25 protein-coding genes are annotated in these 24,765 nt (G+C 60.7%); 6 read left to right on the forward strand and 19 right to left on the reverse strand.

Going from position 1 to position 24,765, the window contains the following annotated elements:
• Nucleotides 1–32 precede the first annotated feature (32 nt).
• The 16 genes from AC3WJU_RS05920 to AC3WJU_RS05995 form a co-directional block, all read right to left on the reverse strand.
• Nucleotides 33–2,222 carry a KAP family P-loop NTPase fold protein gene (locus AC3WJU_RS05920; RefSeq protein ID WP_492259395.1) on the reverse strand — a complete coding sequence of 730 codons (2,190 nt, stop codon included), beginning with the start codon at nucleotides 2,220–2,222 and terminating at the stop codon, nucleotides 33–35.
• Between the two features lie 233 nt (nucleotides 2,223–2,455).
• Nucleotides 2,456–3,847, reverse strand: a complete 1,392-nt coding sequence (locus tag AC3WJU_RS05925) for a hypothetical protein (protein ID WP_492259396.1) — start codon at nucleotides 3,845–3,847, stop codon at nucleotides 2,456–2,458.
• A gap of 818 nt (nucleotides 3,848–4,665) precedes the next feature.
• A complete protein-coding gene (locus tag AC3WJU_RS05930) occupies nucleotides 4,666–5,082 on the reverse strand; it encodes a helix-turn-helix domain-containing protein (RefSeq protein ID WP_492259397.1) in 417 nt (138 codons plus the stop codon).
• Entirely contained in the window at nucleotides 5,079–5,903 is an 825-nt protein-coding gene (locus AC3WJU_RS05935; protein ID WP_492259398.1) for a tyrosine-type recombinase/integrase, read from the reverse strand. Before AC3WJU_RS05935 ends, AC3WJU_RS05930 begins: the two co-directional genes overlap by 4 nt.
• Nucleotides 5,904–6,378: 475 nt before the next feature.
• Entirely contained in the window at nucleotides 6,379–6,990 is a 612-nt protein-coding gene (locus AC3WJU_RS05940; protein WP_492259399.1) for a hypothetical protein, read from the reverse strand.
• Nucleotides 6,991–7,255: 265 nt separating this feature from the next.
• Nucleotides 7,256–7,564 (reverse strand): DUF4190 domain-containing protein, encoded by a 309-nt coding sequence (locus AC3WJU_RS05945; RefSeq protein WP_492259400.1) that lies wholly within the window; start codon nucleotides 7,562–7,564, stop codon nucleotides 7,256–7,258.
• A 564-nt stretch (nucleotides 7,565–8,128) separates the two neighbouring features.
• Nucleotides 8,129–8,377, reverse strand: coding sequence for a hypothetical protein (locus AC3WJU_RS05950; protein WP_492259401.1), 249 nt, complete (start codon nucleotides 8,375–8,377; stop codon nucleotides 8,129–8,131).
• A 273-nt stretch (nucleotides 8,378–8,650) separates the two neighbouring features.
• Complete coding sequence (locus tag AC3WJU_RS05955) at nucleotides 8,651–8,863, reverse strand: hypothetical protein (RefSeq protein WP_492259402.1); 213 nt, start codon at nucleotides 8,861–8,863, stop codon at nucleotides 8,651–8,653.
• 126 nt (nucleotides 8,864–8,989) lie between these two features.
• Nucleotides 8,990–9,304, reverse strand: coding sequence for a hypothetical protein (locus AC3WJU_RS05960; protein WP_492259403.1), 315 nt, complete (start codon nucleotides 9,302–9,304; stop codon nucleotides 8,990–8,992).
• Nucleotides 9,301–12,744: an RHS repeat-associated core domain-containing protein gene (locus AC3WJU_RS05965; protein ID WP_492259404.1), complete on the reverse strand. Its 3,444-nt coding sequence runs from the start codon at nucleotides 12,742–12,744 to the stop codon at nucleotides 9,301–9,303. The genes AC3WJU_RS05960 and AC3WJU_RS05965 overlap by 4 nt, the downstream gene beginning before the upstream one ends.
• 1,490 nt (nucleotides 12,745–14,234) lie before the next feature.
• On the reverse strand, nucleotides 14,235–14,633 hold the full coding sequence (locus tag AC3WJU_RS05970; RefSeq protein WP_492259405.1) for a hypothetical protein: 399 nt from the start codon (nucleotides 14,631–14,633) through the stop codon (nucleotides 14,235–14,237).
• Nucleotides 14,620–14,955, reverse strand: coding sequence for a hypothetical protein (locus AC3WJU_RS05975; protein ID WP_492259406.1), 336 nt, complete (start codon nucleotides 14,953–14,955; stop codon nucleotides 14,620–14,622). The genes AC3WJU_RS05970 and AC3WJU_RS05975 overlap by 14 nt, the downstream gene beginning before the upstream one ends.
• Before the next feature lie 22 nt (nucleotides 14,956–14,977).
• Nucleotides 14,978–15,298, reverse strand: a complete 321-nt coding sequence (locus AC3WJU_RS05980; protein WP_492259407.1) for a hypothetical protein — start codon at nucleotides 15,296–15,298, stop codon at nucleotides 14,978–14,980.
• The gene (locus AC3WJU_RS05985; RefSeq protein WP_492259408.1) at nucleotides 15,291–15,764 is read right to left on the reverse strand and encodes a hypothetical protein; all 474 of its coding nucleotides are present in this window, start codon (nucleotides 15,762–15,764) and stop codon (nucleotides 15,291–15,293) included. Before AC3WJU_RS05985 ends, AC3WJU_RS05980 begins: the two co-directional genes overlap by 8 nt.
• A gap of 10 nt (nucleotides 15,765–15,774) precedes the next feature.
• Complete coding sequence (locus AC3WJU_RS05990; RefSeq protein WP_492259409.1) at nucleotides 15,775–16,071, reverse strand: hypothetical protein; 297 nt, start codon at nucleotides 16,069–16,071, stop codon at nucleotides 15,775–15,777.
• Nucleotides 16,072–16,890: 819 nt separating this feature from the next.
• Nucleotides 16,891–17,418, reverse strand: a complete 528-nt coding sequence (locus AC3WJU_RS05995; protein ID WP_492259410.1) for a hypothetical protein — start codon at nucleotides 17,416–17,418, stop codon at nucleotides 16,891–16,893.
• 148 nt (nucleotides 17,419–17,566) lie between these two features.
• Between AC3WJU_RS05995 and AC3WJU_RS06000 the strand changes: the two genes are divergently transcribed.
• Nucleotides 17,567–18,112, forward strand: a complete 546-nt coding sequence (locus AC3WJU_RS06000) for a hypothetical protein (RefSeq protein ID WP_492259411.1) — start codon at nucleotides 17,567–17,569, stop codon at nucleotides 18,110–18,112.
• A complete protein-coding gene (locus AC3WJU_RS06005; RefSeq protein ID WP_492259412.1) occupies nucleotides 18,112–18,864 on the forward strand; it encodes a S1 family peptidase in 753 nt (250 codons plus the stop codon). The genes AC3WJU_RS06000 and AC3WJU_RS06005 overlap by 1 nt, the downstream gene beginning before the upstream one ends.
• Nucleotides 18,865–18,905: 41 nt before the next feature.
• On the opposite strand, the gene AC3WJU_RS06010 is transcribed toward AC3WJU_RS06005, so the two are convergent.
• Nucleotides 18,906–19,778, reverse strand: coding sequence for a hypothetical protein (locus AC3WJU_RS06010; protein ID WP_492259413.1), 873 nt, complete (start codon nucleotides 19,776–19,778; stop codon nucleotides 18,906–18,908).
• Between the two features lie 46 nt (nucleotides 19,779–19,824).
• Between AC3WJU_RS06010 and AC3WJU_RS06015 the strand changes: the two genes are divergently transcribed.
• Nucleotides 19,825–20,058 carry a hypothetical protein gene (locus AC3WJU_RS06015; protein WP_492259414.1) on the forward strand — a complete coding sequence of 78 codons (234 nt, stop codon included), beginning with the start codon at nucleotides 19,825–19,827 and terminating at the stop codon, nucleotides 20,056–20,058.
• 126 nt (nucleotides 20,059–20,184) lie between these two features.
• Here the strand turns inward: AC3WJU_RS06015 and AC3WJU_RS06020 are convergent, their stop codons facing one another.
• The gene (locus tag AC3WJU_RS06020; protein ID WP_492259415.1) at nucleotides 20,185–20,952 is read right to left on the reverse strand and encodes a DUF6994 family protein; all 768 of its coding nucleotides are present in this window, start codon (nucleotides 20,950–20,952) and stop codon (nucleotides 20,185–20,187) included.
• 433 nt (nucleotides 20,953–21,385) lie between these two features.
• On the opposite strand from AC3WJU_RS06020, the gene AC3WJU_RS06025 reads away from it, so the two are divergent.
• Nucleotides 21,386–21,556 (forward strand): hypothetical protein, encoded by a 171-nt coding sequence (locus AC3WJU_RS06025; protein ID WP_492259416.1) that lies wholly within the window; start codon nucleotides 21,386–21,388, stop codon nucleotides 21,554–21,556.
• Nucleotides 21,557–21,683: 127 nt separating this feature from the next.
• On the opposite strand, the gene AC3WJU_RS06030 is transcribed toward AC3WJU_RS06025, so the two are convergent.
• On the reverse strand, nucleotides 21,684–22,013 hold the full coding sequence (locus AC3WJU_RS06030) for a hypothetical protein (protein ID WP_492259417.1): 330 nt from the start codon (nucleotides 22,011–22,013) through the stop codon (nucleotides 21,684–21,686).
• A gap of 167 nt (nucleotides 22,014–22,180) precedes the next feature.
• Between AC3WJU_RS06030 and AC3WJU_RS06035 the strand changes: the two genes are divergently transcribed.
• Nucleotides 22,181–23,377 (forward strand): SRPBCC family protein, encoded by a 1,197-nt coding sequence (locus AC3WJU_RS06035; protein ID WP_492259418.1) that lies wholly within the window; start codon nucleotides 22,181–22,183, stop codon nucleotides 23,375–23,377.
• Between the two features lie 131 nt (nucleotides 23,378–23,508).
• The gene (locus tag AC3WJU_RS06040) at nucleotides 23,509–24,684 is read left to right on the forward strand and encodes a DUF805 domain-containing protein (RefSeq protein WP_492259419.1); all 1,176 of its coding nucleotides are present in this window, start codon (nucleotides 23,509–23,511) and stop codon (nucleotides 24,682–24,684) included.
• Nucleotides 24,685–24,765 lie beyond the last annotated feature (81 nt).

Genomic DNA, 24,765 nt, shown 5'->3' on the forward strand with positions numbered 1-24,765 from the left:
ATTCCGCTCGTCAAGCAGGCTGGCCATATCGATCATCCGTTTGACGGACCTAACGCACGCCGGTCACGCTCTTGCCGCAGGACAGCTAATGCGAAGGTTCGGCGTGATTCTGGTGTCGCTATGACCGTGCGCGGCGCCGGGGGAGGCCCGTCGCATCGATCTAAGTCAGCAGTTAGGGAGTTGAAGGCGAAGTCCAGTCCAATCAGGTCGTCAACTGCTTCAACATCAAGGGCATCCAAGGTCCAAACAGGATTAGGCACGCCCAACGGAGCCTGCGCACCGACAAGTCGGGCGACGACGTCGAGGACGGGCCAAGTGCCCTCGTCAACGATTGAACGGAGCCACCTTCCAGCTTCTGCCTCCTCCAATCTGCGCCATTCCCACAGTAGATGCCAGATATGGTCGGGTATCTCCAATGGGCTCGTATCGCGATGGTCGTCCAAGGCCTTTTTGATAAGTTGGACAAACCGTTCCCGGGCGGGTGCCCGGGACGAAGCTGCCGTCTGATTGAATTGCTCTTCCTTGGATGCCGCGTTCATCCAGTTCGCCGCTAGGGACAGGCCCTCGTCCACTTCCGAGGCTGCCTCGATTGCAGCCAGAGCCTCAGCACTTTCTAGATTGAGAAAAATGCGTTGCGTTGCCCATCGAACGTGGTGGCGGGGAGTGATAAACGAAAGTTCATCGTCCAATTCGTGGTATCTGTGTGTGAACCATCCAAGAAGCGATGGAAGATTTGCCTTATGAATGTCGGCAAGGCTTTCGATCTTACCGACAATCATCGATGTCTTCGTAGCGAACTCGGCCTCGACGCGGCATCTCTCCGGACCCTCAGATTGGGAAGCAATCTGGTGGAAGGCTAGTTCAACCACGGCGTCCGGGATGTCCTCAGGAGGAACTCCGAAGGCGAAGAAACGATCGAAGTAGTCAGGGTGCGCCACACGCCCAGGAGTTGCGCTACGTGATCGGCTGTCCGGAGTAATCTGTTGCCAGGCGTCCTCGAACCGTGGGAAAAGCTGGCTTAGAACGTCAGCGACGCCAGCCAGGTTCGCCTTAGTCACCCGGGCCGCTTCCAGCCGCTCGCGCCATAGTTCCTTCTTTTGTGCCGGCCCTTCTTTTTGAAGCATGGACTGGACATTCCAAGCCGAACTAGTTCCCAGTAGCTCCGCCCTTCTGGCCGAGATGAGTTCATAGACGAGAGGTTCGGCGGTTCGTAACCACGTGATCAGCAGGAAGTCGACGGCGTCTACCTCGCTTTTCACGGGCTCGAATAATGCTTCCACCTGACTGAAGTAGCGTTTGATGGATCGAGGAGTGTTGAGCCTCTCTCGAATGTGGCCATGATAGGCGCGGCCGAAACGGGTGGTGTCCTCGGCACCTAGGCTGACTTGAAACCGCTTTGCGAACCCGTTCAACGCGCTGTCGACCCAAGTAGATATTTGGTGCTCCCGCAGTGGCGGAAGATCGAGGCGAACCTGGACAATTTTTTCAAGGTAGTCGACGGCTCTTCTAGCATCTTCTTTGCCGACCAGTCCGGTACGGCTTAGAGCGTCGAGAAGAGTGTCTTCGTCGTAGGAGACAAGGTAGTAAATGTGAGGCAGCCGTCCGGTAAGACGGATGAGTTTGAACACGAGCAAGAGTTCCTCCGGCGCCAGCCGGTCCAGGTCGTCGACGATCATGAGGACGGGGCGTCCGGCAACTCGGAGAGCCTCCTCTGCCTCCCGGCGGGCAGCAGATAGACTCTCGTCTCCTGCGATCAAGTTAGCCGCAGTTTCGATGATCTTCGATGCGTCAAGGCCGATTAGGGAGCCCAAGGTCCCCACCGGGGCCACTCTCCGCCCTATTTTCGCGAGAGAATCACGCGCCTTCGACCAGGCAGATCCGGGTGGTAGGGCGGCCTGGAGTTCAGTGAAGAACCCAGATTGAAGGGACGGCAGGTCCTGGTAATTCCAGGGATTGAAGTCGACCGCGATCCAGTTGTCACCCGCGCCATCGTTCTCCTCGGTCAGTCCGCTTCGAATCATGTTCAGGACACTGGATTTCCCTGCGCCCCATGGCCCGATCAACGCCACAACTGAAGAATCACTCTGTGCTCTGAGGCGGTTAAGCATAGCTACGGAAGACGCTGCGAAGCTGTTTCTGCCTAGCAGGTCCTGATCAGGGCTGTCTGCATCGATCGGATCATCACTCAGCCAAGCGTCTGTTTCCCCAACTGTTCCTGTCATGGAGTAATGCTCACACGGATATCCCCTGGCTTTGGGCACCACCCCCGCGAAGGATGTCTTTTCTCGCAGGAACCATTACAGGAAGCCAGGCCTTGGAGCTCGCTTCAGCTCCGCAAGTCCGGTAGCTGCCATTCGACCACCAAGCCCTAAGCCGACGGCCCGATGCAGCGCTTGGGAAGGAAGCGGCTGCCGCTGAGAGGCGCGAGCGGACCTCTATGACTGCGACTTGCCGCCTAACGGCTGATGGCGGACACGTAGCCGCTGTATGGACGCCCCGCTAGTTCGGCCCATCGGACTGCCGTTGCCGCGCTGATACCCAGGGCCTGCGCGAGGAGAGGGGCTTCAACTCGAGCGGCCAGGTGTAGGAGAGCCCGATATCTCCCTGGGCCGGGGTGGAGTCCAAGCTCCCGTAGTCTTTTGGCGGCACGTGCTTGGCTGAGTGGCTCTCCTGCCTTGGCTCCGGGGAATAGCCACGTGCCTGTCACGATGGCAGGGCCAATGCGGGGAACGTTGTTGCTCAGCTGCTTGGCCAGGAGCCTGTCGAGACCGGGCGCGATCTGCAGCTCACCTGAGCGGACGCGCAGGGTGATGTTCATTTGCTCGGGGTTGGAGTTGTCGATGGTCAGATCCTCGGCCCGAATGCTCAGGACAGTGGTCAGCGGCAGGGCGTAGGTGAGGACCAGGGCGCCCATGGTCCTGTCGGCAAGGTCCAGTGTTTCGTCCTGCAGGAAGCGGCCCAGTAGGGCCCAACGTTGCTCGGTGTTCATGACCGACTTCGGGAGCCGGTTTCGATTGTACTTGCACTCGAGCTTGGGGCTCCTTCGGCTCTGGGAGGCCCAAAGGATGAAGGGTTCGAGAGTTGGGATAAGTTGTGGATTTGTGGCAAGGAATTCGTCAACGTGTACTTGGGACGCGTTTGGGAGGGTGAGTTCGTCTGTGGTGAGCCAGTCAAGGAAGCGAAGGGCTGCACGGACGCGGCTTTTAGCGAGCTGAAATGTCGAGTATGTCTGCGGTCGGCTGTCTTTGGGCTGTCGCATGCGAGGAAGCAAGCGCCACATGCTGTACTCCTGGAGGACAAGTCGGTGCGGAGCTGGCTCTACCTTTGCGAGGAATGGCGGCAGCCAATTCTCGAAGGCGGCAGCGTAGTTGTTGCGTTTGGGGAGGCAGCCTGTGGCGACAAGCCTGCCCCGGATGGTCTCGGTGGTGCGGCTGGTGGGCAGTGCGTCCAAGGCCGCATGGTCAATGGGTATCGTCCCGGTGCCCATGCCGATCAGCAGTTCGGGGTTGTTCTTGAGCCAGTCGACGACGGTCCACGGACGTGGTCCGATCAGGAGGGCCTCTCGCAGGGGATCGAGCTTCGTGGCCGCTTCCGAATCCGGGGTGAAATGATCAAATATGGCACCGATGACGCATGGACCGCAACGGCCGTAAAGGTAGCGGGTCGAGGTCGCCCCGCAGGTGTGGCAACCGTAGTCCCGTTTCCACCCTGCGGGCCGGCGGAGATCGTAGGCCCGCCGTTCTGGACCGCCATGCGCATCGAGTGCTGACGCGCTCTCTGTTGGCGCGCTCCGGTTGCGATGGCAGCGCCAGCACAGGATCACGCGTCCGATGACGGCGTATGGCATCTCCTCTCGAGAGCAGTCTCCGCACGGCTGAGGTCTCCGCGGAACGCAGATCGCGCAGACAGGATTGCCGCTCTTCTGGCCGGTCGGACACCGTCTGGGTAGGCCGCACATACTGCAAGTCTGTATTGGCCCCCTCCAGCACCGGTCGCAAAGATCCGGCTCCTCTCCCTGCCGGATGCGCTTAATTCGGCGGCCCTCGCTGAGGCAGCTACCGCACGCGCGGCCCGGGCGGCGGTGGCAAGTAAAGCAGCTCCCGGGGAGGTCGTCGCCGGTCGGGACCAGGAAGTCATGAACTCCGCACGAGGAGCATGTGCCTTCGACGGCGTGCCAGCAGAAACCGCAGACAGGCGGCACCCCGAGGATTTGTCCGTAAAGGGCTCCTTCGGACCGGCATTGAGAACATGTCCCTCGGGGGCGGGTATAGCATTTCTGGCAGATTCGGATCTGTCCTTCGAGACTGTTCTCAAAGGCATGCGGTCTGCGGTCCTGGCCGCAGTATCCACAGGGCCGAGAGCGCCAACACGAAGAGCACAACCTCGGTGGTCCACCTGCATTCTGCACCAGAACACCGTTCGTGCCGCACGACGCACACTGACCAGTGATGCCGTGCCAGCACCGGCCACAGAGTAGCGGGACCCTTTCCATGGTGCCGAAGAGGGCACCGCTCATGCCGCAAGTTGCGCAATTCCCTTGAGGGCGCTGGTAGCACCCTGCGCAGACCGGGATCTGGTCCCCGTTCGGCGCGGTGTCATGGCGACTGATCAAACCGATTCGGCCGCAATGCCCGCAGGGGTGTTCAGGCGGGGTGTATTTCGTGGTCACCGCGGTTTCCTGGTGTGGCTGAGGTCGGCCTTTTCGGGCGCGAATGAATCCGGCAAGTCCGATTGTCGTCCTGCGGCCGGGACAACTTTCTTTCTCCGGGCGGGGTCTCCGGCGGCGGGGCGAAGCTGACTGATGCCCTCAACAAACGGCACAATGAGGTCATTCGGGGTGCATCCGAAGATGTCGCACAATGCGGAGAGGGCCTTCAGGCTTAGTCGCTCCGGGGTGTGATGGATGAGCCGATAGACCTGCGCGTCGGAGAGCACGATGCCTCGTTGCGCCAACAGAGGGCCAAGTTCGACGCTTGCTTTAATGCCTCGGTCCTCTACCAGCTGCGCCAGTTTCCAGTGAAATCCGGCCGGGCGCGTGGCAGGCGGGCGGCCTTTGGCGGTCGGTCGTCGTTCGAGTGTCATAGCGTTCCTCCGGTCTTCCACAGGCCCTCAGGTGCACCGTCCATGAGTGCGCTATTCAGAGTACTGGCCATGAAGTCGTTGCTGACGTGGGAGTACGCAGTCGTGGTGCTGGCGTGGGCGTGACCGACCTGTGTCTGGACGAACCGCAGATCCCAACCGTCTTCGAGTAGGTGCGTGACGTAAGCCCGGCGGAGACCGTGCGGGACCAGCTCGGGATCAAGGCCGAGCTCGTCGCGGTACTCCGCGAATCTGTCGTTATATGAGGTCTCCGATATACGCCGCCCGCGTTCGGAGACCCATAGTTCAGGTCCCGGGCGGTAACAGGGCCGAACGAGCTCGATGTATTGGGCGAGTACCCTCGCGGACCAAGGCATGACTGTGAGGACCGTCCGTTGCTTGGGACCACGCCCTTTGCTGCCTTTGCCCCAGCGCACGTCCAGTATCCCGATGCTGCCGAACTGCGGTTGTCTCGGGTTCTCCGAGACGCTGGCCACCTCAAGCCGGCACACTTCCCGGCGGCGCAGTCCCCATGCGTACTGGACCTTGAACATCGCCGAGTCTCTGGCAGCTGCCAGCGCCCCCTTTGTTCCTTCCTTCCGTGCTTTCTCAACGCGGGAGTCGCAGAAGTCAAAGAAGCGGCTTAGCTCGTCCCTGGTAAATGGCCGCGGCCGGGGGTCATCGCCGAACGCGTGCTGGCCCACCGTGTTCCAGTCCGAACAGATCTGCACCGGGTGCGTGCCAAAATAGTGCTCGCAGACGGCAGCCCATCCGTAGGCGGGATCGGTCATGTAGTCAAGGAAGCGGCCGACATGGTTCTGCATCCCGCGTACTGTTTTGGGCCTCAGACGTCCCAACAATTCCGATGACCAACTCTCCAGATCTCCTGGCCCCCAGTTCCAGGGGTAATCGTTGGTGTACCGCGAGAACCGCACAACTGTCCTATAGGAGTGATCGATCCATTTCTGCGTCAGATTCCGCGACTCCATTTGCATGATCCAACCACCCAGACACGATTCAAGGACAGTCTCCTCCGGCCGCAGCAGCAGGGCCCCGGCCGACAGTAGCTTACGGGTCTCTCGGGCCGTCGCGGCAAGCAATGCACTATCGAGCGCATCCAACCTCAAAACATCTTGCATACGATGCACGATCGTGCATTAAACGCAAGAAGTCAAGTCCATGCCAAGGGCTAAGGCTGATTCAGTTATTGCATCTGATGCAAGCCATATGGGCATTCACCCAGCTTTTCCTCTCAATAAGCCTTGGGTGCAATCCACTGGAGCCATGGCTTGAGTCCAGTCAAACGACGTCTTCACCGTGCGAATGGCATCTCACAGCCAATTTCCAATCTGTCCTTGACGGAACACCTTTGAAGAATTCCCGATGGTTCTCAGGCCACAGATTCGACACGGAGTTGGTGCCGCCGAGCTCAAGGCTGATGAGATGGTCGTATTCCGTGGTCTTCGCGGCAGTCTGGCCGTATTCGCGCAGGCTCTCGGCCTTCACCTTGTCCGTATTCGAAGCGGGCGGGCGCACCGTGGCCGTATAGCCGCTCATGCAGATCGTCGAATCGAGGTTCTCTTGGGTAACCGCGGGATCTGTTGCCCCGGGAGTGCAGGCCGGGTCCGGCAGGTACTCGCCCGTGGCGGCGTCGACCACTTTGGCGGAACACTGTCCGGCAGCAAGCTGCTCGTCGGTAGCGACCATGCCGGGGGAGTGGATGGACCTCACGGCTGCAGCCGCTGCACCCGAGGGGGCGCCCCCGGGAACGGGCGCCACTGCCTGGGGAACGGCCGGCGACGCGGCCTTGGTCATCGCATCGGCGGGGTGGGTTCCCTGCTGACATCCGGCGAGGACCAATGCAGCAAAGAGGAACGCGGCGGGCAGGGCGAGGCGATTGCGGAAGTTCATGACCCTCAAGTGTTCAGCGGCTCGGAAGTCCGTCCTCCGGAAAGGGGACGACGGGCGGAAGCCGGTAACTCCCGCCCATCTTTTCTATCCTGTTGCCTGAACTTCGCAGCGCCCGGCGCGCCGGGCAGCCTACTCGCCCCGGGTCTCAACGCCTTCGGCGACCTCACAGAGCTTCGTGGACTTCATGCAGCCGAAGGACTGGCCACGGGTACACAAACCCTGCGGGCAGGGTGCGGGCAAATAGGGCCACCTGGCCAGCTGTGCATCACGGATGAAGGAGGTCCCGGGCGATGAGATAGAACGCAAAATCGGCGACACCGATGATCATGCCCGCGATGGCGAGCCCGCGACCACGCAACCCGCGCTCTCTGGCCCGCCGGAAGCCAAGGCCTGAGATGGCGGTCCCGAGCGGGCCCACCATGGCAAAGACGAAAAGCCCGACGCAGCTGATGATGAAACCCGCTATTGCCGCCTTGCTGAACGGAGCGCGTGGCTGGACTGGCGCGTATGGATTAGGTATCTGCGGAGCGTCGGACGGCCAGCGCTTTTCGGGAGGTGGAGGAACACTGCTCATGAGGTCTGTTCTTTCTCCTGGAATGATGTCAGGCGAGCCTACGATATGGCGTGGAAGCATGCCTGCAGGCCGGGAATCCACGGGTGTGTCGGAGCCTTGAAAGCGAACTACCTACTCTGATGCCGGACGGACGTCACGTCATTCATTTCGTTCACAGGTAGCCCGCTCGGTTAATGGCCACCGGTCCTTCTGCTCGCCGCAATCATCTTGACGATTCTGAACAACCTCGGCCATGACCAGTCGATCGCCCTCGAGGTGGAGCCGGACGACGACAGCCTGACATAGAAGTAGGTGTCTGGGCTGGGGTGGCGCGCAGGCATGACGAATGACGTTCCGCACGGGTCCGGCCATCGACGTCTACATTGCAAAGACCGCCATGCAAAGCCAAAGCACGGCCATGACCATGTAGATGAATCCCATGCCGTTGAGTGTCGGCACGTCGGCAAAAGTGAAATGCTCAGGGATGGTCAGAAGGTCGGTTAAGGATCTTCGTTTACTCAAGCCAGCAGACACCTCGATTAGAGACCCAAATCTGGCGGTTTCCTTAGGTGTTCGCCCTGAGAGTCAGCTGAGGCTGTCTTGCTTTGCTTTGGCGACCTCAAGCTCGGCCTGTCGGATGCGGCCGTTCGCTCGCCCAAACATGATTCCGGAAATCACCGCGAAGATCCCGCCGAACCAGAACACGAAGGGCGAGGTCGCGATGCCCCCCAACACCGCGATGAGAAGACCGATGCCCAGGCCCACAATGCAGCGAATACGCGACCTGTGTCCGGCGATCAGCATCCGGTGTGCTACTGCTTGGACTTCATTCACGGTATATCTCTTTCCACGATTGCCGAACTCGCTCCCGTCCCACCTGAAGGCGCGAATTCCTAGACACGAGTGCTGCCCGGCCCTTGGAGCGGAGTACCGAAAAGCAACCCTACCCGGCGGCAGACCGTGCTGGCTGCAGCGCCGGAGGATGTGAGTTTCGTGTTCTCACGGTTCGGTGAATGGGTACCTCTTGAGCGAGGCAATAGCGGCCCAGGCCGCGAATGTCCTGCACTTAGCCGTCGTGGCGGAGGCTATTCGTCGGTGAAGGCGCCGTCACCGGATCTGGTCCTTATATCGGACCGGGTAGCCGAGCTCTTCCGCGGCTCCAAGGACGCCCTCCGGCCATTCGGCCAGAAATGTCCACGGTATGTTCTCCTTGGCGAGGAAGTTCACGGGCGTCCAGGAAAAGATGAAATGAGGACGCCCCGGATAGATCTCGCGGACGGCGGAACGCTCGAGCCGCAAGGGCCGAAGCGGTGCGCCCACCAACGGGATCTGGGTCGAAACTCAAGCTGCGAGGCACTCATGGTGAGTATGACGTACGGTCCTCGGATCCTGAACCGACCGGGGATCGACAAGCCACCTCTAAAGACGTATGGATCACCTGGGTTTTCAGTCATCGTCGCGTTCGGGTTCCAACGGAAGCCCAGCGGCGATGCGTTGCCGGTCCTCTTTGTGCGATTTGCGGACCAGCTTCAGTCGAAGCATTCCATTCACCATCAGGCCCCCAGCCACTAGCATCAAGACCGCCATTAATGCGATAGCCCAATACGTGCTCGGATCGCTGGCTTTGGGTTGGAATACGACGTACAGAATTAGGACGAGGAACAATATGAAGTTGGCGACCGCAAACGGCCCGAACATCGAGTACATGGCTTGCCACGTGTTCCTGCTGGTCGTTGGCTTGGGTGCTCGTCTGGTGGTCATGCCAGCGGTCCTCCTGATCCTGCCGGTCCATCGCGAAGCGGACAATACACCCATTCACCGGGCTGTTTTTCCCGCTCACCCGAGAGCCATTGCGTATAGGTTTGCGCCACGCCTCCAATACCGGCAACTCCGCCGAAGAAATTGATGCCGGCCGTGAGCATTTTACGGCTGGCCCGGTCGAGCTTAGCGAATCTGTAGGCGCTGCTGACCGCCTGTCCTCCTCCCATTGTGAATAGTGACACTACGTCGAGGGCTATTATGTCTGGTTCTGGTTTGCCTCTCAGCATCATCCTACTTACATCTGCTCCCAGTGATACGTAGGAGGTCAAGTCGCCGACGGCGGCCGCAACGCTGGCGCAATAGGCGTCTGCAGCGAGTATGCAGCCAAACGTTGCGAGATTCGCGGCGCCGCCGACAAGAGTTGCACCAAATGCAACACCGTCAAGGACGTTCGCGGTGTCATTTTGCCAGTCCAAGCCAAGTGGATCACCGTGAACTAGTGGGTTTCCTCCGCCGAATGAATATGGGGTCTGGGTTTCGCGCAGGATCGGATCAACGCAAAGGAATTGCGCCGTCACCGGGTCGTAGTAGCGGGCGCGGAGGTAGTAGAGGCCGGTGTCGGTGTCCTGGGCTTGACCGTTCCAGCGCAGGGGCGTGTCGGCCGTTCCGGTTTTGGTGGTGAGGTTGCCGTATGGGTCGTAAGTGTAGGTCGCAGCTGCGGTGCCTGTTCCGTCGGTGAGGAGTCTGGTGGATCCGTATTGGTCGTGCTGATAGTAGAGGGTGGATCCGGTGACGTCGATGTGTTCGACGGGGTTGCCGGCGTCGTCGTAGAGGTAGCTGGTGGTTCCGTCGGTGAGCATCAACGGAACCCTGGCCCTGGTGTCCCAAGCGTAATGCTGTGCCGGGCCTGTTGCGGGGGTCCGGGCGGTACGGAGGCCGTCGGCGTTGTAGGCGTAGTTGGTTCCGTTGGCGGCGGTGAGTCTATTGGCTTGGTCCCAGGTGTAAGAGGCACCAGCGCCACCGGGGGCAGGGCCTGTGAGCCGGTTGCCCTGGGTGTCGTAGGTGATTGCGGTAGTGGTTCCGGACAGTGTGTAGATAGTGGCTTGACTGGCGGCGTTGTAAGTCAGGGTTGCCCCGTTAGCGAAGGCTGTGGGGTTTCCGGCGGCATCATACGTATACGGGCTGGAATTGATTGTGGCCAACTGCTCGCGGCTGGTGTAACTGTAGCTTTCCGCTGACTGGGTGATTCCAGTGGTTGCTGTTGTTGCGAGACTGCCATCGTTGTTGCGGGTGTAGTTGAACGACGCCAGGGATAGGTTTCCTGGAGCGGTGTCGGTGACAGCGCTGAGTTGGCCGGCTGCGTCGATAGTTGAGGCCGCGGTGATGCCGTTTCCGTAGACAGTAGAGGTGATATTGCCGTCCGCGTCCGGCGTGAACGTGGTGGTATGGCCGAGCCAGTCCGTCAGCCCGGTGAGGCGCCCGGAGGCGTCGTATGTTCGGGTCACGGTTTGACCATTCGGGTAGATCAGTGCGGTGAGGTGTCCGGCGAGGTCGTAGGTGTACCCGGTGGCCTGTCCGGCGCCGTTGGTGGAGGCGGTGAGCCTACTCAGGGAATCAAAGGTGTTGGTCGTGGTGCCCGAACCATCCGTCATAGTGACTCGTTGCCCGGTGGCGCTGTACGTGCGGCTGGCGTTCGACGTGGTGCCACCGGAATAGCTGGTCCCGGTGCGGTTCCCGGCAGAGTCATATGTGTACGTCGTGGTGCGCCCCGCCGGGTCAGTCACGGTGACAGGGTGCCCGACTGCGTCGTAGGCGTAGCTCGTGGTCCTGTTGAGCGGGTCGGTCGACGACGTCAACTGGCTCAGTGCGTCATAGGTGTAGCTGTTTGCGTGGCCTGACGGGTCGGTCTGGCTGGTTCGGTGCCCGTCGGCATCGTAGGCGGCGGTGGCGACGCTGCTGTCGGGGTTGGTCACGGTGGTGGGGCGGTTGAGGGTGTCGTAGGCGGTGACGGTGGCGTGCCCATTGGCGTCGGTTACGGCGGTCAGGTTCCCGTCGGCATCGTAGTTGTAGCTGGTGGTATGGTTCAGCGGGTCTGTGACTGTGGCCAGATGCCCGGAGGTGTCGTAGCTGTTCGTGGAGGTGCTGCCACGCGGGCTGACGGCCGTCAAGCGCCGACCGAGAACGTCATAAGTGAACGAGGTTGTGTTCCCCAGCGGGTCCGTGCTGGATGCCACGGCACCGGTTGAGGAATGGGTGAGGGTGGTCGTGTGCCCGGCAGGGTCCGTGATCGCGGTAACGTCGCCGGGGTGGGTGCTGTCGGTGTGGGCGTAACTGGTGGTGGCCGTTTGGGAGGTGCCCGTCAGCGGGGTGGATGCCGACAGAGCGTTGCCTGCGGTGTCGTAGGTGTAGGTGGTGACGGTTCCTGCGGCGTCGGTTGCGGTGGTGACCTGGTTCAGCGTGTTGAAGGTCCAGGACTGCTGGTGGTTGGCAGGGTCCGTGGTCGTGAGTCTGTTCCCGGAGCCGTCGTAGGTGGCGGTGGTGACGTGGCCGATCGGGTCGGTCACGCTGGTTGTTCCGAAGGTGTTCTGGTCATAGGCATAAAGCCAGGTGGCCTGCTGGGCGCTGCCGGCGCCGTTGATTCGTTTGATCATCTGCCCGGAGCGGTAGGTTTCCTTGGTGATACGCCCGCCGGGGGAGGTGATGGTTGTCTGGGCGTCGGAGCCGTCGACCCCGTAGGAGAGGAGGAGGTCTCCTGCCGGTGTTGTTTGTTTGGTGACCCGGTGCGCTTGGTCGTAGGTGTTGACTGTGGCTGTGCCGCGGGGGTCGGTGACAGAGGTGACGAGATTGGAGGCGTCGTAGCCGTACGCCGTCACAGCCCCGCCGGGGGCCGTGGAGGAGGTCAGCCTCCCGGCGCTGTCGTACTGGTAGGCGAAGACCCGTCCTGAAGGGTCGGTGACGGTCGCGATCCTGCCCCCGGTGTTGTAGACGAAACTAAGGGTCCGGCCGGCGCCGTCCGTGGCCGTGGTCAGTTGCCCGGACGTGTTGCGGGCCAAGGTCGTGGTGTTGCCGTTCAGGTCGCTGAGCGAGCTCAGCTGCCCGGCGGACGTGAAGGTGAAGATGTCCTTAGCGCGTCGGGTGTAAGTCCACGTCCCGTCCTGATTGTGGACCAAGGACGCCACAACGCGTGCCGGCGCGTGGTAGATTCCGTTCGAGTCAGGGGTGAGGGTCACCATCGAGCCGTTCTCCTGATGGACATCGACCGTCCCCGAGGAATTGACAACCAAGGACATGTTGTAGTCGAATGACCACCCGAAGCCCAGGGGGCCGTCGAAGGGCGCGCGCTGGGATGAATACGTCCGACTCAAGGCCAGACCGGGACCCCGGCCAGCAACGGAAACATCGGTCGCGTTTTCGAAGAACTCCCCGTTCGAAGTGTTCACCGGATCACCTGCAGCACACTGAGGGCAATGGATCTCAGCCGGATTGGAACCTCCTGCCGTTTCGTATGGTGCGGTGGGACCTGACGAACCCACCTGAGTTGACACCGCCCACACGGTTGCCGGGGGAAAAGTGTAGCTATAGCTTCCGACGGCCGCGATATAACGGTGCCCGGCAGTCGACATGGTTTGGTTGCAGATTGCGCCACCGAAGCAGGCCCCGACCCGAGATCCGGAGTCGATGTCATAAATTTGGATGGCAACTGATGTGGGACCGACGTCATAGTTCGCGGCAGCCGTGGCCTGAGTAGAGGAAACCGACAGCGCCACCGTCCATGGCGGCGGGGTGACGACGTTTGAGATTGCAAAGTACGACGGTGGGGGGTACCCGGATCCCGGATCGCCGGCGAAGGCCACATAGTGGCTGCCGGGGGAAGGGACAGGCGTGGCTGTGCACTGCGTGCCGGTGCCGCATACGCCTACAGGTGATCCGGTTGATGAATCATAGATGCGCACGTAATAAGGCGTGTTTGTCAGCGTATAGTTCCAGCTCGCTGTCAACGTGACAGCGGGGGTTGTCTCGGACTGGGTTAGCGTGATTGACCATGGAGGTGGGGTAACCGGATCCGAGGACGCAACTATCCCCGATGGAGGGTAGGAACCCATGCCCGATGAGATTGTCGCGACGAAGGCATGGCCGGCGCCAGAGCCCGGGGGAGCCGAACATGTTGTTCCTCCCCCACAGGTTGCGACCGCCCCAGCCGTGACCGTGTCGTAGATCCGGAGATAGTAGGGAGATGGACCGACATCCTTGCTCGAGGTGGCTACCAGGCGGCCATCGGCACCCGTGGTAAAGACAAGGGTCACCGACCAGCCTCCCGAACTGAATGACGCCGGGACCATCAAAGGACTGGCTTGTGTCTTGCCGGACAGGGGTTCGGGGGTGAGTGCCACTCTGCCGCCGGTCTGTGTGGCTTTCACATCAGCGCGGGCCGGCGCGACGACAGCTGGCACACCCTTCGGTGCGGACTGAGCGGGCAATGCGATTGATGCATTCATCGTTGCCGTCGTGGCGGCCGTAGCAGGAGGGGTGAAACCGGCAATCAGCAAGGCCAGGCTCAAAAGACCGCACAGAACCACCCGAACAGCACGCATGCTGACTCCCCATACATCCGGTGTACCCCAGCAAAGACCGGGCCCAACACTGGGTCCAAGGTGATAGTCGGACCTTGAATCGTTGATGACAAGAGGGACCGTTACCCGTCTTTGCGGGACGGGGGAGGCTCCTGTCGGTCTGAATATCAAATTGACTTACGAAAAACTGGATTTTTGACGGATTCCTGGATGCATGACAATATGCAGCGAATCGGCTTGACGAAAACAAAATATCTCTTGGTGGAAGGCAGTGGATTCGGCGGACTACAGGGACCTCCGCTCACCGGAACCACGACCGGAATGCGCGGCATGGAATGGTTAGTTGGAGAATTTGTTGTCTAAGGGTTCTGCAGCACCTGCGAGGCCGACAGTCTGGTTCCGACTGTCGGGTGCACTACCATTGCCGCGACCTTGTTGAAGAGATCAGGGCGGGGGTCGTATCCGGGAAACTTGAGTGCTTTGCTTGGTCCGGACCATTGTGTTGCCGGCTGGGCAATCAAATCCGGATTGTTTCGGCGTCGGTCCCATAGAAGCCGGGACGGGGCGAGGGTTCCAATGACGGAAGCCTGAAGGGAGCCGAGGATGCCGTTCATCGTGGTCTCTTGGTCCTCGCGGAGCCACATGACGCCTAGGTCCGGGCTTCGGAAACTTTGGGTCGTGGTCAGGTCAGGATCGCGTTCAAAGACGATGTTCCGGCGCCGGTCCAGGCTTCCTGGTTCGCGGTCAAAGGTGACCATCTTCAGGCGACCGCCCCGGTGGGCGAGTTGAGCGCTTCTGGTTCAGCCACCGGTGCCAGTCAGCCGGGCCTGCCCGCTGCAACGAGGTTCGGAAGGCCCGCACCAGGACTAACTGGGCTTCCCGTCCTCCCGTGTCTTCTGCCAGGGCCTTGACCAAGCGTTTCCCGGTCGGGTAGCCGGGATCTGAGGTGATGGGGACGAACATGGACAGATCTGCGCGGACCAATGGGAGGTTCAGGCCGGCGACGCCGATCACTGTTCCGGCGAGGGTGTCCAGAACGGAACTGGCGGCGTTGAAGAACCCGTAGACATAAGCGGACATGAGGTCGTCGCGTCTCTCGGTATCAGGCAGAGCCGTGCCGCGCCAGACTGGTTCCCGCGGGTTCGCTCGGGACCAGGCCCTGAGCCGGAACTCGTCGTTCGCTCGCTCTTGCCGGTGTTCGCTCATGCCGGTGTTCGCTCATGTAGGTGTCCGCAACACGCAGATGCGTGCGGACGCCCTCGATGACACCGACAAGGTAGTCCGAGAGGTCGAATCTGTCCCCCGGTTTGATGTTGTAGTCGGACCACCACCCGAAACCGCCGTCGTTTTCGTCAAGACCTGTCCGTACCGCTTCGCTCAGGTCGGTGACGGCAGCTTCGGCCATGGTCTGCAAATCAGGCATCCGGCAACGCCTTCCTGTCCCCAATCATGTCCAGCCCCGCTCCGCTTCCGTACATGTGGGTCGAGACGACAACATTGTGAATGAGGAGATGGTCGACCAGCTCCCAAAACTCGCAGAGCCGGGGGTGGACGAGTGCCTCGTCGCGTGAGAGTTTGTGGCCGAACGGCGGGGATTCGTCCCAAGCGGCGGCGGCGGCAACGAGCGAGGCGGCCGGTTCGTCCTGGCCGTCGATGGGACCGACTCGGCAGCCGAAGGTGAAACGGTCGTCGGCGTCCTCGTCCCAGGTTGGGGAGAACACTGCGTCGATCCAGACTTCGTGTTCGCCGTCGTGGTGGTAGCAGGAGGCGTAGAAGACGGCGTGGGCGTCGCCGTCCCGGTAAACGAAGCCCGTCACGCGGGTCATTGGCTGCCCGCAATGGTTGCAGGTACTTTCGACGACTTTCGCCCCGGGCTCGATCTCCAGCATGCTCCAAAGCCTACGTCCTTCCAGCAGGGAGTCCGCCGACCGTGGAGGTGGGGTTTGCTGGGTTTGTGGGGTTGAACCCAACGGTTGTCATTAATGAAGACCGGCGACGGAACAGGGAAAACTTCTCCGCATCCTGCCACCCCGCGTGAACTGCCTTGTTGCGCGGCTTTACTGGTTGTTTGCCGACCTTATCGAGCGTGGGGCCGTCCTTTTTGGCGTCCACCTTTTGCAGCAACTTGACCATTCCATACAGACCATTTGCGTTCTCGACGATGAGTTCGCGTGCTTCAGCCGTCAGTTGAGCCAACCGCTGGTGGATGGCCCCGGTTAATGCAACCTCAGCGGAGGTCGCGGCCTCTATGATCGCCAGTCTGTCGTCAAATGTCTTGGCCCCCTGAAGGTAGAGCAGCCACTCAGCCGGGGGATGTTCATCGGCGGTGGCTTTCTCGAATGCGAGGGCTAGGGTCTCTTCCCTGATTGCACGGGTAGCCGGGTTACATACATTCTCTCAACAGGTGACCATCCGGTTGCGATACCGCTGGCGTCCGGTGCGCCAACCGTGCCTGCCGTGCCGGGATAGGACTCCTGGAGGTTTGTTAGGTTCAGGTCGTTCCAAAGCTCAATCCAAGAGATGGCGGTGCCGTACCAGTGGTTGAATTCTTGCCCAAAGGTTTCTGCGAAGTCCTGTAATTCGTTCGGGCTAATTTCGGAATTAATTTCAAGGACTACTGTCGACACCCTCCCGATTACCGGTTCAACGACTGATGCGGGCATCGAACTCTCGCCGTGTCCCCATGCCCGGGGACCGCCGTGCGTTTGTGTAAACGGGCTTCCCAGGGGATCGAGCAAGGGCTGTGCGGGAAGGGGTTGTTCGGCATTCAATAGGGGTAGATGAAGTTTGAAACGCCCCGAGTCGACGCTTCCTTCGAACTGCGCCCCCAGGGCGGCTGGCAACAAGGGAAGTTCGGTGGGTAGCCTCACTACAGACGTCCATGCGTTGACCATAGATGAATCGTACTGGGGAAGCATCCACGACCGTCGATCGAACTCCCGCCAGCTGAAGAAAGTATGCGGCAGACCATGAGCGTGAACCGAACTTTGTCAGGTCCCATTGCCGACCCTGGCTCTACTGGGCTGGTATTTTCTTGAGCCGAAGGATGCCGGCAGTCCAGAGGCTGACTACTGCGTGCAGCGTGGACCAAGCGATTTTCACCGGATCAAACAGGGGCCCGTCGATGAAGACCATTGTCAGCACGATTGACGCCACGGAGACCACGATGGCGGCGATCAGTGGCGATCGGGCTGTTCTTTTCAGGGCGGCGAGGTTCCAGATCCCGATCACAATGCCCGCGATAGATACCGCGCCGAAGCCCAAGGTAACGGCGAAGAGGTAGGCGATCCATTCTGCCGGGGGTTCTACCCCTGAAGCAGCCATGTCCCGTAAGTGTCCGATACCGGTCGCAGCGCTCGTGACGGTGACCTGACCGGTGAGCAATCCCGAGAGCAACTCGAAGAGCCCCAACCAGAAGCGCCAATGACGTGATCTCATCGCACCGTGGCGGGTGAGGACGGGCGCGTCGGCTGTCCGCGATGGCCGCATGTCGAGCCGCTCTGCTTCGGACTCGTCGGTCTGCGACTGTATTTCTTGGCCCATGTGGCGTCCCCCTCGCGCTCGCTGGAGGCCGTCCCCGCGCGCCCCCAACCGGGAGTCTACCCCGCATGTCGCTGTGCATCGCAGCGGAAATAGTGTTCCGCCCGGTGTAGCCTGTGCCCAGAGCGAATCAGGATGAAGAGGGTCAACATTGGACGAGCTGCACGAGTGGCCGGTTCACCCGGCACCGGACTTCCGCCGGCCCGTCCGGATCTGGCCCTTCATTGTGTTGGCTGTCATCCTGGTTCTCATCGCCGGAGGTCTGGCCGTAGGTTTCGCTTATTCCAATAACTCCGCGCAGGAGTGGCGGACTACCGCCAGCAAGTCTGCCCGGGATCTGGCAGCCATGACGAAGGAGCGCGACGATCTCAAAACGCAGGCCGGAGATCTGCAAACCAAGCTCGGCGACATGACCACCCAATACAACACAGCCTCGGATCGAATAAGGTCCTTATCAAACGAGAAAGCCCAAGCCGGAGACCAGGCTGCGCTCTTTGCCACATTCCTCGCGATGTCGCAACAGGTTACCCGGGAGATGGATACCTGCATCAGAGATCAGCAGATCTTCAGCTCTTACCTGGCCAACTACCGGCCAAGTGACTACGCTGCGGCCTTGAACTCGGCCCGTCAAGCGGACACCGACTGCAATAAGGCCCGCGCGGACAGCGACGCGCTTTCCAGAAAGCTGACAAGCTGATGCCAGCTCGGCCGCCAAAAGCCCTCATACTCGGGTGCTTGGTATTCTCCTGCCTCGTATTGGCCGGATGCGGGCTGACCCCTCCTCCGCCTGGCCCGGGCGCAGCTTCAAGCAGCCAGTCGGAAAACGGCGCGAGCACCGTTCTGCCGACGCACAGCACTGAATCTGTTGCGCCGGCAGGGTTCACCGACTTTGAGCGGGCGGCATTGCGAGTGCGCAATCTCGGATGCGGGGGAGTGTCCAGCGGATCCGGCTTTGCCATCTCGGATCATGTCTTCGTGACAAACCGGCACGTGATCGGCGGCGCGGCCCTTCTGCAGGTCAGCACCTTCGACGGGCACGACATCGACGTCGCCACCACCGGAGCGGTCGTCATCGCCGACCTGGCACTGGTTTGGACAAAAGAAGCACTCCCTGCCACCATCCCCTTGGCGCCAACGAACCCCGGAGCTGGCACAAAGGTCACCGTTGTCGGATTTCCGCTCGGCGGGCCGCTGACAACCACTCACGGAAAAGTCCTCGGCTACGCACCTGACCCTGTTGGTTGGTCGGCCTTGCCGATGCTGGTCAACGACGCCCCGATCGAACATGGCAGCTCCGGCAGCCCGGTCATCAACGACAGCGGCCAGCTCGTTGGGGTCGCCTACGCGGCCGACGGCAGCAAATATGCCGTGCCCGTCGAGATCCTTCACCAGGTGCTTAGCAACCCCAGTAGCTACTCGCGCTCCGCTGCCTGCGACGGCGCCCTCTAGGGGGTGACGAGGTCCACGGTCTACCGGCTTGGAGGCGAGGCCTATAAGTTTGGGTCTGAGTCGCGCAGCTCAATGATCCAAGGCTCGGCTCGCTCCGTGACACCGTGCCAGCGATTTCTGTGCCCCTTCTCGACTCCGAAATGGTCGATCATCTTGTCCAGGACGAGCCTGCAAGTGGAGAAGAGCATCCCCGCGTATGGGAGAAGAACATCTCGCCTGTGAACAAACTCGAGCCCTTCATTTAGGTCGGATTCGATGAACATCGCGACCCCGGCAGTCTCCCCGTGTGCTACCCCGGAGAGCTGTGAGTAAAATGCTCGGCCGGGCGCCCCGGGAGAACTTTCGCTGAGCAAATCCGAGGCAAGTGCCGTCAGGCCTACCCGGTCCGGCTGGTCGAGGCCCAGTTGAACCACCAGGTCGTTTACCTTTTGGAGGTGATCTTTGCCGTCCGCCTTCGTTCCGTCGTAGTAGGCGAACTCGCTGTGCTTCACCGAATTGCCCAGTTCGAGGGTTGCCATACCCGCGTGCCTGCGAATGAGGTCACCGGCTGATTCGGCAGCAAGGAGGTAGTTTGCCTTGCCGAATGCCTCCACCGAGCCTCGGGTCAAGGTTGCCAGCGGCATGATGTGACGCCTGGTCTTGAGCAGCGGCACGAACGCCCGCATGTGGTCGAGTGCAGCGAAGGCGTAGAGGCCGATCGCGAGGTGAGCGTGGCGGACGTGCGTACTGCCTCCCGAAGTCGGCTGATTCACCGTGTCCTCCAAAAACTGAGCGGCCACCGAGCCGTTCCCGGGAGCCCTCCCGACTGACAGGTGCGTCAAATCCTCCGCCATGGGCGCAATGCCGACGACGATCTGCCTCATCAGTGTGAGGTCGCGGTCAGACAGCAATTCCGAGCGTGCGGCATTTGGCATACTTCAGATGCTAAGCCGCCCCTCGGACTTCCGAACGACCTGCGAAGTGTCGGATGTTCCCGATTCAGGCGGCGAGAGCGTCGCGGCAAGCTGGTACGGCTCAGTCACCCAAGGCGAACTGAACGAACTGCTCGCCGACAGGCCCATCCTTCCCGTGGAGATCGACCGGGTTCTCCTGAAAGACTGCGCACAGCGGATCGGCGAATACAAGACCGACCTGCAAGCGGTCCGCAAAGGCTTGCGCACCGCGTTCTGGGAGAAGCTGGACGCACTCATCTGAGGCTCGAACCCTGACTCGTTCGGCGCTTTGGCGTACGCGACCATCACCGACCAGGCCTGGACCACCCGCACCTGGGACATCCGGCCCGCACGCCGTCCGTGGCTTATCGGCGGAACCTCTATGGCGCTACTCGCTGACCTCGATCTCGGGGTGGTGCTCCATGACCCACTTGGCCATCCGGTGCTGCCGTCCCGCGATGAATTCCAGCGTGGCCTCCCGGTACGTCACGTACTCATCGGTTGTGGCCGGCGTCCCCAGACGTTCGAAATTGTCGAACGGTAGGTAGAACCGGACCTCGTCATAGTCGAGCGTCACGAGGTCTTGCAGGTGGAAGAAGTCCACGAACTCTGCGAACCCGTCGAAGAGCGCGAAGAAGTCCGCATAGGCGTTGAGGACACTGGCGAGGGGGCTCTCTGGCTCTCCGGCGTAGTGACGCCGGATGCACTCAAGGGTGAGGTCCATGCGGTCACCAATCAGCCGACCGGAGGAACCGAAGCCTCGCGCTTGGTTCATGGTCGGTCGGTCCTTCGACCTGACGGGCCAAATCATCGAACTGCCGATGGTGTACGCCGGGTCAAGGTAGCGGGACCGCTGGTCCTCGTTCAGCCCCGCGATAGCGTTGACCAGAGCCTGCGGCCTCAACCACATGGTGTAGGAACCGGTGATGGCGTCGCTGCCATACCAATGCCTTGCCCCAGAAGTGTCAGTAAAGATGAGGTAACCGTCCCGACGAACCGACGGCGCGGTCGGGGCGAAAAGGACACCAGAGCGCAGCTTCTTGGTCCACAGCAGCTCATGGTCCGACCGTAGCCTCCGGCTGTCCCTGTCCGCGTCGGGTTTGGCCTTCGCAGGCTTGTCGGATTTGTAGTCGAATGAAGTATCGAAGACCGGCATGTCGGAAAGTGTATGCGCAGGTCCAGTCTTTGAGGCCTTTTCATCGCTGTTTTTGGGTTACGTGCCAAAGAGTTCATGACCGCAAGCTTGATGGGTGCCGGTACCAGGGCAGCCGCCGGGTCAGGTGTGGACATGTGGATTGAACCTTCTATTTTTGCCAAGCTCAGTTCGGGATCGCATTGTCCGGCGCGTTTCGAGCGCTGATCGTGGCGGGGCTGGCTGGAGGTTTAAGCGGGCCGATACACGGGGGCTGCTACCGACTGAGGTTCTCTGCTGGCGGTTATACAGCGCCTAGGCCAGCTCGGCGAGTCCCGCCCGAAGCGCGCGAGAACACGTTCTATGCTGGTCAAGCCAACTGCGAACTGGCGGTGGGCACGGATAACACGAATGTCCATCAGACCCAGGGCGCTTCAGATAAAGAGTCGGGGGCCGCATGTCGGACGACATTAAGTACGAGTACAAGTCAGTCCAGACCATGCGCGGCATGGAGAACCGCTCGATTGCCAAGACCCAGAAAGAGGGCGGCTGGGAACTCGTAGACCAGACCCAAGGCACGCTACGGACCACCCTGAACTTCCGGCGCGTGAAGCCAGAGACCCTTTGAGCGTGAACATCCTCGCGGAAGGAAACATGCCGTGGACGTTCTATACCGAACACACGTATGGCGTCTTGGAGTGCCTGGACCGTCTCGGCTATCCAGTCCGGAAAACGACGTAGCCGCCACATCTGCCTCATGACCAGTCCGGGTCAACATTGGCTCTTTCAAAAGCCAGTCTTGCGAGTCCCGCCTCAGAGCCCTCCCATTCCGGGCACCCTTCCGTTGACTCGGAGCCCAGCGGAGGAGTGGTCAGATAGGCGGTGATGCCGCGTGCCTCGACTTCCTCAACGAGGATTCGAAGCATTGTCTCGGCCATGGCCAGTGGCAGATCACCCTTCGTGTCCAGGGAGGGCATAGGGCCTCTGTCTGTGAGATAGATGGGGGACCCATAATTTGCGGTGTATTCCCCGGTGCTTGCCATCTCGGCGGCGGTCAGCTCGTTGCCCTTGCCGTCTACACGCATGCATCCCAGCACGGGTAATGGCCGGTAACTACGTTTCCACCGGTAACTACTTCATCCCGTCCTGCCATCAGCAGAAAACCCAAGTATCCAATACTCGCGCCGGCCAGTCATCCTCTCGGTATGGTCTGGGGCAGCAGTTGTCCGCCTGAGCTTTTGGGGAGCACCGAATGATTTCGATGACGGCACACGCCACCCGCGAGATCGAGGCGGATCCCACGCTCGTCTGGGTGGAAGCTGGCAAACTCAGGTGGCTTCAAGAATGGGACACCATCCTCGTGCAAGCCCCGCCCGCCCTTGGGGGAGAGTTCTGGCTTCAAGATGAAGGCCTCAGGGTTAAATGCACTTGGACAACAGTGGACGCACCCCGGTCCCTCGCTTGGCTTGGAGACAACGGCTGCTCGGGCACCATGACCTTTCAGGCAATCGGGCGTCGCACGCTAGTAACCTACCAAGCCGTCTTTGTTGCGCCGACCGCAACGGACAAAGTCATCGCCGGGTTCATGCAGCTTGTCGCGAAGAAGAAGCTTCAGGAGGGGAGCGATAAAAGCGCCGGTCGGGAACTGTGGAACCTGGCAAACCGAGTCGCTCGGAGCATCAGCGGGAATCCGGTTGACGACAACGAGCGCAGACAGATGATTGACCTGTGTCTCTTCGGATCATCAAGCAACGATCCTGACGTCGTACCGCGCTTTGGCATCGACGGGCATCTTGAACTTGCCGGTGGGGAACAGATTGTTTGGTCGGGCGCGGCCGCAAGTATCGCGGCTGAGGACGCGAAGGCCGCGAGCGGTGCCGAGCAATGGAACACGATGTGGCAATCGCCGGACCCTGCAGAGCTGATTCTGACCACGGAACGGATGGTGTATGTAATACCCAAATTCACACGTGCGGACGGGTCACTGATACTTCTCGGCGGCATCACGGGGGCCGCGCTTGTTGGATTAAGCGAGCTGCACGCTCGAACCCAAAGGGCTGGCAAAGTACTTGCAGGACAGATCCGACATCTACACCTATTAACGTTGATAACTGGGGCAAATTCGCGGCCAACGTTCTCGAGTCCGTCAACCATCACTGCGACAGTGCTTCAGTTGCCAGACCGTCTTCTGAGAGTATCCGTAACGACTTACGGTCCCCTTGCGGCCTTGGAACTTGCAGGCCTTTGGACGAAAAACGCAAGTGCCGATCGGATCCAGCGTTTTGCTCATCTGAAGGACAACCAGTCCGATAAATGGATCCAGCTTCAACATCAATATGAGGCACCGTCCTCACAGTCCCATCACTATGGCGATTCCTGGATGGTTCCTCTGGGTTGCGCACTGACCAGAACGCACCCCTACGGCATCCCACAACGGCCGACCAGCTAGAACCAGCCACCTTCAGATCAAAAGTCCTGGGCCACAACATGCCAAGCCACAAAAAGCCGGTATCCCGATAACGCTGGGTTGCACGCATCGGTCTCGAACTTGGATACCGCTTTTCTTTTGGAGGAACGAAAATGACATTTCTGGAGGCCGTTTCTGCCTGTCTTTCCAAATATGCCACCTTCTCCGGTCGAGCCAGACGGTCAGAGTACTGGTTCTCGGGCCTCGCCTTCTTCCTTGCCCTGATGGCTTGGGGTGTTCTGTTCTCAATCACCGGTTGGGAGATCATCAGGTTCCTTGCCACCGCCTTCATGCTGGGGTGTATATTGCCGCTTCTGGCGGTGTCGGTCCGCCGGCTACATGACGTCGGCCGGTCGGGCTGGTGGCTGCTTATCAGAGCCGTCCCGCTGGTCGGTGACGTTGTGATATTTGTCTTCTGTTGCACGGACAGCCAACCATTCACCAATGGCTACGGTCCGTCACCTAAGGCTGCCACTTACCCGCAGCCGGCGACTTCAGGTCTGTACGCACCTACAAATCCGGAGGACCTTCCCTTCTATCAAGCCCGGCGGCAGGCACTCACTGAATCTGTAGGAAGACAACGCTACGACTCCGGTGAGCCGAAACTTGATTTCAACAAGGTTGACGACTACTTCGACTATGCAAAGGGCAAGAGGCCGCCGCAGGACGGTCCGCAAAAGCGCGCCTTCAGCTTTTCCCGGATGAGCCGGAAATCTCGTGGACTGATCGCTGCCGGGGCCGCGTTTGCGCTCCTCCTATTAGGCATCGCCATGGGCGCGGGCTCGGACAGAACCCCGCCGCAAACCACAGTTCAGGCGGCGGCTCCGCAAGCGACTAACTCAATACCGCAGTCGACCCCCACACAGCAGGTGCCGGTCCAGCCCACCGTCCCTACAACAACAGCTACACCCCCGGCTGTTCAGCAAACGTCTACTGCTCCGGTTGTTCAACCCGGAGACCTGGGCATTACCTCGCCGTTGCGGCCCGTCGACTGCACAGGAAAGTTCATCGTGATCTATCACTCGTCCGTGGTTCCTGCCAGCTACGCCCAGGACGTCCAAGCCAACTTGGCGAGCCACCCCGGATCCAAATACCTTCTAACACTTGGCAGTTGCTCGTCGCTTAACCGCATGTCCGCATCCGGAACGATGATCTACGCAGTGTACGGAGGACCGTTCGAGACGCTGGGGCAGGCATGCGTCGCCGCTTCACGATATGCCGATGAGGCATATGTCAAAGTCCTGGACAATACGACACCTCCGGACCAATCTGCACGTCCGTGCTCATGAACAGCCGAAGCAACAGGCTTCCCGGCCGGTTTTCACGCCTGGCGGGGATCCGGTGCTTTGGCCGTCGATGGATGTGCCTTG

The organism is Arthrobacter sp. FW306-1B-F12A (assembly GCF_058781865.1).

Excerpts from the sequence above, each read along its gene's own strand:
- AC3WJU_RS06040 (WP_492259419.1), top strand. The coding sequence starts at position 23,509 with ATGACATTTCTGGAGGCCGTTTCTGCCTGTCTTTCCAAATATGCCACC.
- AC3WJU_RS06020 (WP_492259415.1), bottom strand. The coding sequence starts at position 20,952 with ATGCCGGTCTTCGATACTTCATTCGACTACAAATCCGACAAGCCTGCG.
- AC3WJU_RS05960 (WP_492259403.1), bottom strand. The coding sequence starts at position 9,304 with ATGACCACCAGACGAGCACCCAAGCCAACGACCAGCAGGAACACGTGG.
- AC3WJU_RS05985 (WP_492259408.1), bottom strand. The coding sequence starts at position 15,764 with ATGCTGGAGATCGAGCCCGGGGCGAAAGTCGTCGAAAGTACCTGCAAC.
- AC3WJU_RS05920 (WP_492259395.1), bottom strand. The coding sequence starts at position 2,222 with ATGACAGGAACAGTTGGGGAAACAGACGCTTGGCTGAGTGATGATCCG.
- AC3WJU_RS05925 (WP_492259396.1), bottom strand. The coding sequence starts at position 3,847 with ATGCCATACGCCGTCATCGGACGCGTGATCCTGTGCTGGCGCTGCCAT.
- AC3WJU_RS05940 (WP_492259399.1), bottom strand. The coding sequence starts at position 6,990 with ATGAACTTCCGCAATCGCCTCGCCCTGCCCGCCGCGTTCCTCTTTGCT.
- AC3WJU_RS05995 (WP_492259410.1), bottom strand. The coding sequence starts at position 17,418 with ATGGGCCAAGAAATACAGTCGCAGACCGACGAGTCCGAAGCAGAGCGG.
- AC3WJU_RS05975 (WP_492259406.1), bottom strand. The coding sequence starts at position 14,955 with ATGTCCGCTTATGTCTACGGGTTCTTCAACGCCGCCAGTTCCGTTCTG.
- AC3WJU_RS06030 (WP_492259417.1), bottom strand. The coding sequence starts at position 22,013 with ATGCGTGTAGACGGCAAGGGCAACGAGCTGACCGCCGCCGAGATGGCA.
- AC3WJU_RS06010 (WP_492259413.1), bottom strand. The coding sequence starts at position 19,778 with ATGCCAAATGCCGCACGCTCGGAATTGCTGTCTGACCGCGACCTCACA.
- AC3WJU_RS05980 (WP_492259407.1), bottom strand. The coding sequence starts at position 15,298 with ATGCCTGATTTGCAGACCATGGCCGAAGCTGCCGTCACCGACCTGAGC.
- AC3WJU_RS05930 (WP_492259397.1), bottom strand. The coding sequence starts at position 5,082 with ATGACACTCGAACGACGACCGACCGCCAAAGGCCGCCCGCCTGCCACG.
- AC3WJU_RS05970 (WP_492259405.1), bottom strand. The coding sequence starts at position 14,633 with ATGGTCACCTTTGACCGCGAACCAGGAAGCCTGGACCGGCGCCGGAAC.
- AC3WJU_RS06005 (WP_492259412.1), top strand. The coding sequence starts at position 18,112 with ATGCCAGCTCGGCCGCCAAAAGCCCTCATACTCGGGTGCTTGGTATTC.
- AC3WJU_RS06025 (WP_492259416.1), top strand. The coding sequence starts at position 21,386 with ATGTCGGACGACATTAAGTACGAGTACAAGTCAGTCCAGACCATGCGC.
- AC3WJU_RS05945 (WP_492259400.1), bottom strand. The coding sequence starts at position 7,564 with ATGAGCAGTGTTCCTCCACCTCCCGAAAAGCGCTGGCCGTCCGACGCT.
- AC3WJU_RS06035 (WP_492259418.1), top strand. The coding sequence starts at position 22,181 with ATGATTTCGATGACGGCACACGCCACCCGCGAGATCGAGGCGGATCCC.
- AC3WJU_RS05935 (WP_492259398.1), bottom strand. The coding sequence starts at position 5,903 with ATGCAGAACCATGTCGGCCGCTTCCTTGACTACATGACCGATCCCGCC.